Source organism: Mesorhizobium sp. M4A.F.Ca.ET.050.02.1.1 (assembly GCF_003997725.1).
Lineage (GTDB): Bacteria > Pseudomonadota > Alphaproteobacteria > Rhizobiales > Rhizobiaceae > Mesorhizobium.
In genome coordinates this window covers 1-6,174 of record NZ_RZSG01000336.1, presented here as the reverse complement: position 1 = coordinate 6,174, position 6,174 = coordinate 1, and the positions used below count along the sequence as shown (strand labels likewise).

General features: G+C 64.2%; 7 protein-coding genes and 1 pseudogene. 2 read left to right on the top strand and 6 right to left on the bottom strand.

Going from position 1 to position 6,174, the window contains the following annotated elements; all coding sequences use genetic code 11:
• Positions 1–273, bottom strand: a pseudogene (locus EOA33_RS20665) (MFS transporter); the annotation flags it as partial.
• Positions 274–445: 172 nt separating this feature from the next.
• Here EOA33_RS20665 and EOA33_RS20660 point away from each other — a divergent pair.
• Both EOA33_RS20660 and EOA33_RS20655 read left to right on the top strand, forming a co-directional pair.
• Positions 446–1,423: an AraC family transcriptional regulator gene (locus tag EOA33_RS20660; RefSeq protein WP_126058205.1), complete on the top strand. Its 978-nt coding sequence runs from the start codon at positions 446–448 to the stop codon at positions 1,421–1,423.
• A gap of 105 nt (positions 1,424–1,528) precedes the next feature.
• The gene (locus EOA33_RS20655; protein WP_126058204.1) at positions 1,529–1,960 is read left to right on the top strand and encodes a DUF4437 domain-containing protein; all 432 of its coding nucleotides are present in this window, start codon (positions 1,529–1,531) and stop codon (positions 1,958–1,960) included.
• A gap of 53 nt (positions 1,961–2,013) precedes the next feature.
• Here the strand turns inward: EOA33_RS20655 and EOA33_RS20650 are convergent, their stop codons facing one another.
• From EOA33_RS20650 to EOA33_RS20630, 5 genes are all read right to left on the bottom strand, one after another.
• Entirely contained in the window at positions 2,014–3,096 is a 1,083-nt protein-coding gene (locus EOA33_RS20650; RefSeq protein ID WP_127399892.1) for an ABC transporter ATP-binding protein, read from the bottom strand.
• Positions 3,096–4,202: an ABC transporter ATP-binding protein gene (locus tag EOA33_RS20645; RefSeq protein WP_126058203.1), complete on the bottom strand. Its 1,107-nt coding sequence runs from the start codon at positions 4,200–4,202 to the stop codon at positions 3,096–3,098. Before EOA33_RS20645 ends, EOA33_RS20650 begins: the two co-directional genes overlap by 1 nt.
• Complete coding sequence (locus EOA33_RS20640) at positions 4,199–4,420, bottom strand: hypothetical protein (RefSeq protein ID WP_126058202.1); 222 nt, start codon at positions 4,418–4,420, stop codon at positions 4,199–4,201. The genes EOA33_RS20645 and EOA33_RS20640 overlap by 4 nt, the downstream gene beginning before the upstream one ends.
• Positions 4,417–5,373 (bottom strand): carbohydrate ABC transporter permease, encoded by a 957-nt coding sequence (locus EOA33_RS20635; RefSeq protein ID WP_126058201.1) that lies wholly within the window; start codon positions 5,371–5,373, stop codon positions 4,417–4,419. The genes EOA33_RS20640 and EOA33_RS20635 overlap by 4 nt, the downstream gene beginning before the upstream one ends.
• Position 5,374: 1 nt before the next feature.
• On the bottom strand, positions 5,375–6,174 hold an 800-nt coding region (locus EOA33_RS20630; protein ID WP_145989216.1), incomplete at its 5' end, for a sugar ABC transporter permease.

Sequence of the window (6,174 nt, the reverse complement as noted above, 5' to 3'; positions counted from 1 at the left end):
GTCAAGCCGCTTGGTGACGATGGCCATGGTCGGCGCGATCGCGGCGCCGACCACCGCCGTCGCCGTCACCGCTTGCCCGGCCGCGCCCTCGCTGACGCCGAGGTCCTGCGCCAGCCGCGTCAGCAGGCTGGCCGGCAGGAATTCCGCAGTCACAAGGCCGAACACCCCGAGCGCCAGCGACACCACCGCGCCCCAAGCAGGCTCTGATCGTTCTTGAGAGTCGGCGCTGTCTAGAACAGCGGCGTCGATGACGCCCGTGGTGGGTTCGGTCATGGCTAAATCTCCGATCTGTTTGCGCGCCACTTAGGAAATGACCGGCTCGGCCTCCACCCGTTACATGCTTCGCGGGCGCGCTCTGCCAGTCCGACTTGTTTGCGGCGCAACATTTGGCTGACATGCAACATAGGAAGTGACGCGATGGAGTTTCCATGCTAGAAACGCCGAAATGAATTACAATTCGTCCAGAACCGCACTGCCGGCTTCCGGCGATCCTTTGACCGACATGCTACGCGGCCTCCGCCTCGACGGCGTCGACTATGGTCGCTGCGTGCTGGGGGAACCCTGGGCGGTGTCCTTTCCCGCGCAGAAGGCGGCGCGCTTCCACTTCATCGGCCAGCAAGGCTGCTGGCTGTTCTCGCCGGCGAAGGAATGGATCGAGCTGTCGGTCGGCGACGCGCTGCTGATCCCGCGCGGCGACGAGCACGTTCTGGCCAGCGCGCCGGGCGTGCCTGCCGTGCCGATCGGCCGCTACAGCATCGAGCCGGTTTGCGAGAACATCTACGACGTCTCCAATGGCTGCGATGGCTGCAAGACCCTGCTGTTCTGCGGCAGCATGCATTTCAATCTCGACGGCTCGCATCCGCTGCTCGACATGATGCCGGACCTGATGCAGGCACGTAAACTGATGGCGAACGCTCCGGGCATCCAGCACCTGCTCGATGCGATGGCCGGCGAGGTGACGATGGACCGGGTCGGCTCCGGCGGCATCCTGGCGCGCCTTGCCGATGTGCTGGCCGCCACCATCATCCGCTCCTGGGTGGAGAACGGCTGCGGCGATGCCACCGGATGGATCGCCGCCGTCCGCAGTCCGGATGTCGGCAAGGTGCTGGCCGCCATCCACCTGCAGCCGGACCGCGACTGGACGGTCGAGGCGCTGGCGCGGATGATGGGAGCCTCGCGTTCCGCCTTCGCCCAGCGCTTCGCCACCGTGGTCGGCGAGACGCCGGCCAAATATGTGCTCAGCGTTCGCATGCACCAGGCGCGGCAATGGCTGGCCCGCGACGGCATGCGGGTTTCGGTGGCCGCGACAAGGCTGGGCTATGATTCCGAGGCGTCCTTCAGCCGCGCCTTCAAGCGCGTCATGGGCGTGGCGCCGAGCCATCTGCGCAACACCGGCGACGGCGACGACAGCCCGGTCGCCTGAACGCGGGTCGGTTCCTGTCGCCTGGAGGAATTGCCAAGTGTTTTGGACGCAGCGTCATTCCCTGCCGGCGGGGGCAGCTTAAGCTGGCCGGCGGAGGAACCCGCCATGGTCAATCACCCAGCCTTGCTTGCGCTCGCCGCGCTCACCGTCTTTCCGGGGCGGGCATTCGCCCTCGAAGACAGCTACCTGCCGGCGAGCAAGATCCCTTATGCTGTCGAGGCGCCTGACCAGCCGCAGCGCCTCGGCCCGCTATGGGGCGAGCGTGCAAAGGGCCCGGCGGGAACCTTGCTCAAAGTTCCCGGCAACTGGCGCGCGCCTGTTCACGCGCATACCGCGGACTATCGCGCCGTGGTCATTCAGGGGCTGTGGGCGCACTGGCAGATGGATGGCGGCGAGGCGACCAAGGTCGCGTTGCCGCCAGGGTCCTACTGGACCCAGAAGGCCAATGAGATGCACGACGATGCCTGCCTCTCGGACACGGAGTGCGTGATCCTGCTGATCAACGACACGCCGTACGAGACCTATCTGCCGAGGTAGGGCAAAGGGGCCCGCGCGCCTGCCTGCCCCGGTAGCTTGAAGGGACCGTCCGCCTAGCTGGCGTGCCGCAGACTCACGCCGCTGCCCTTGTCGAACATCACCACCTTGTCCGGATTCCAGGCAAAGCGCACAGGCTGTTCGATCTCGACGGCAGTCCTTGCCGGCACAGTGGCTCTCAGCATCGCGTCGCCGACTCTCAGCGTCACGATCTTTTCGACGCCGTGGTTCTCGACGTCGTGGACGCGTGCCTCGACCGGCGCGCCGCTCTCCAGATAGACGTCCTCCGGACGGATGCCGAAGACGAGCGGGCGACCGTCGACCGCATTGCCGGCTCCTCCCCCTGAAAGCGGCAGTTCGAAATTCATCGGCGCCATCACTGCCCGGTTGTCGACCAGCTTGCCGTCGATAAGGTTCATCGGCGGCGAGCCGACGAAGCTCGCCACATAGGTGTCGCGCGGATTGTTGTAGATCTCCTGCGGCGTGCCGGTCTGGACGATGCGGCCATGATTGAGCACGCCGACCTTGTCACCCATCGACATCGCCTCGATCTGGTCGTGGGTGACGAAGAGGAAGGTGGCGCCGAGCTGCATCTGCAGGTTCTTCAGTTCGGTGCGCAGCGCCTCGCGCAATTTGGCGTCGAGCGCCGACAGCGGCTCGTCCATCAGGAACACGCGCGGCTTGCGCACGATGGCCCGGCCGATCGAGACGCGCTGCATCTCGCCGCCTGACAGCCGGTCGGTCTTGCGGTCGAGCAGATGCTCGATGCGGAGCGTGCGGGCGGCGCGCGCGACGCGATCCTTGATCTCGGCGTCCGGCAGACGGCGGATCTTCGGCTTCAGCGGGAATTCAAGGTTCTCGCGCACCGTGTAGCGCGGGTAGAGCGAATATTGCTGCAGCACCAGCGCCACGTCGCGCTCGGCCGCCCCCCAGTCGGCGACATCGACGCCGTCGATGAAGACCTGGCCTTCGGTCGGCTTCTCGAGCCCGGCAATCAGTCGCAGCGTCGTCGTCTTGCCGGCGCCGGTCTCGCCGAGCAGCACGAAGAACTCGCCGTCGGCGATTTCGAGGTCGAGGCCCGTCAGTGCGGTGTGATTGCCGAACGTCTTGGTGATGTTCTTGAGTTCGATATGGGCCATTACAGCCTTACTCCTAGCGACTTGCCGCTTGCCGTATCGAAGAAATGCGCCTGCTCCGGATCGATGCGGGCGTGGACCTTTTCGCCCGGTCCGGCGACGTAGCCGGCCTTGGTGCGGGCGCGCAGCATCTGGGAGCCGACCTTGAGATCGACGATGTCGAAGGAGCCAAGCGGTTCGATGATATGCGCCTCCACCGGCATGTAGCCCGGCGCAGCATCGCGCCGGACGAGCACGCCTTCCGGCCGGATACCCAGCGTCAGGCCGCCATTGGCTGCGTGGCCGTTGAGCTTCGACAAGAGCGCGCTCGGGAACTCGAAACCCGCGGGCGCATCGCCGACGGTGACCGAGGCGGCCGACGCCTTTTCGGAGACAGACGCTTCGGCGACGTTCATCACTGGACTGCCGACGAACTGGGCCACGAACAGGTTGGCGGGATGCGAATAGACCTCGTCCGGCGTGCCAACCTGCTGGATGAATCCTTCATGCATGATGACGATGCGGTCGGCCAGGCTCATCGCCTCGATCTGGTCGTGCGTGACGTAGATCGTGGTCGAACCCTGCTTGATGTGCAGCCGCTTGATCTCGGCCCGCATCTCCTCGCGCAGCTTGGCGTCGAGCGCGCCGATCGGTTCGTCCATCAGCATCGCCTTCGGGCGCCGCACCAGCGCCCGGCCGATCGCCACGCGCTGCATGTCGCCGCCGGATAGCGCCGACGGCCTCTTGCCGAGCAGGTCGGTGATCCGCAGAACCCGGGCGACCTCGCGAACCGACGTGTCGACCTCGCCGCTTCCCATGCGCGTTGCGCGCAACGGAAAGGCGATATTCTCGAACACCGTCATGTGCGGGTAGAGCGAAAACGACTGGAACACCATGGCGATGTCGCGGTCGGCAGCCTTGAGGTGCTGCACGGCCTTGCCGTCGATCAGGATGTCGCCCTGGTCGATCGTTTCGAGCCCCGCAATCGCACGCAGCGTCGTGGTCTTGCCGCAGCCCGACTGGCCAAGCAGCACGATAAACTCGTTGTCGGCGATGGCGAGGTTCAGATTGTGGATGACCTGAACGGCGCCGAAGAATTTCTCGATGCCGCGAAGTTCGATCTGCGTCACTGCCGTGCCCCCTCGTGCATCGCGGCGCCGGTTTCCTCCGGGCGCTCCGGCGCTATCTTTGACGTGATGTTGAAGCCGATCAGGCCGATCAGGATGATCGTCACGCCATAGGAATGCAGGCCGAGGCTCCATGGCTGGCAGAGCGCAATGATGCCCAGCACCATGAGAATCTGCGAGGCCGGCAACAGGTATTTCTGGTTGACCGCGCGAAAACTCATTTGCGGATCGCTCCGAAGGTGACGCCGCGAAGCAGGTGGTTGCGCAACAGGAAGGTGAAGATTGCGACCGGCAGCAGGAACAGGAAGGTGCCCGCGGCGATCGTGGTCCAGTCCGGCAGGCCCGAGCCAATCTGGCTGGGGATGAAGGGCGGCGCCGTCTGGGCGCGTCGGTTGGTCATGATCAGCGCAAAGGCGTACTCGTTCCAGGCTGTGATGAAGCAGAACACCGCGGTGGCAGCGATACCGGTCGCCGCTTCCGGCAGCACGATCTTGAAGAAGGCCTGCATGCGGGTGTAGCCGTCGACCAGCGCCGCCTCCTCGTATTCCTTCGGGATCTCGTCCATGAAGCCCTTCATCAGCCAGACTGAGAAGGACAGGTTGAAGGCGACGTAGAGGATGATCAGGCCGATATGCGAGTCGTTGAGGCCGACCATCCGGTACATCAGGAACATCGGGATCGCCACGACCACCGGCGGCAGCATGCGTGTTGACAGGATGAAGAAGAGAAGGTCCGCCTCGCCTGCGATCTTGAAGCGCGAGAAGCCGTAGGCGGTGAAGGTCCCCATGCCGACGGCGAGCACCGTGCTGATGACCGCCACGATCAGGCTGTTCATGAACCGGTTGGGATACTGCGAAAGCTGCACGTCCTTGCCAACCTTCAGCACCCGCTCGCCGCCGTCATAGATGCGCTTCTCCCACCAGGGCGCGGCCTCGTAGACTTGCGGGTCGACAGGCTTCTGCATCTGCACGCGCTTGGTGAACAGACGGATGAAGGGGGTGACTTCCGGCTGGAAAAGGACGGTGGGCGGCACGCTGACCGCCAACTCCTTCGGCTTGAACGCAGTGGAGGCGATCCAGTAGATCGGCGCGAGGAAGATCAGCGTCGCGATAAGCACCGCAACGATTGCCGCGCGGTTGAGGGCAATCTCGGAAGAAGTGCGGACGGCGGCCATCTCAGCGCTCCTTCACCTTGTTGAGGTACTTCACGTAGAGGTTGGTGATGGCCAGCACCATGATCAGCACGATGTAGGCCAGCGCGCAGGACTTGCCGGTATCCCATTGCTGGAACGCCTGCTTGTAGAGCCGGATCGCAATCAGTTCGGCGGTCGGCTGGGTCGTCATCGTGTAGGCGATGTCGAAGGTCTTGAAGGCTTCCATGGTGCGGAAGATCAGCGCGATCAAAAGAATCGGCGAGACCAGCGGCAAGGTGATGCGGGTGAAGGTGTACCACCAACCGGCGCGGTCGATCGCCGCGGCCTCGTAGAGGTGCTGCGGCACGGCCGACAGGCCGGCGAGCGAAAGCAGCATGACGAAGGGCGACCACATCCAGATATCGGTGATCGCGACGGCGTAGAGCGCGCTGTCGGGGTTGGACAGCCAGGCGAAGTCGCCCAGGCCGAAGACGTAGTTGATCGGGCCCCATGACGGGCTGTAGAGCAGTTGCCAGAACAGGCCGACGACAGCTGCCGACATCATCATCGGCAATAGCAGCAGCGTGGTGATGAGGCCCTTCATCGGAAAGCTGCGGTTGAGCAGCAGCGCGAGGCCGAAGCCAACGATCATCTGGCCGGCCACCGAAACGATGACGTATTTCGCCGTGATGATGAAATTCGACCAGATGTGATCGTCGCTAAGCAGCTCACGGTAATTCTGCAAGCCGACGAACTGCCAAGGCTCGCTCCGGTTCGCCGCGAAGTTCGTGAAGGAATAGCCCAGCGAATAGATCAGCGGGAAGATGTTGAAAACGATCAGGA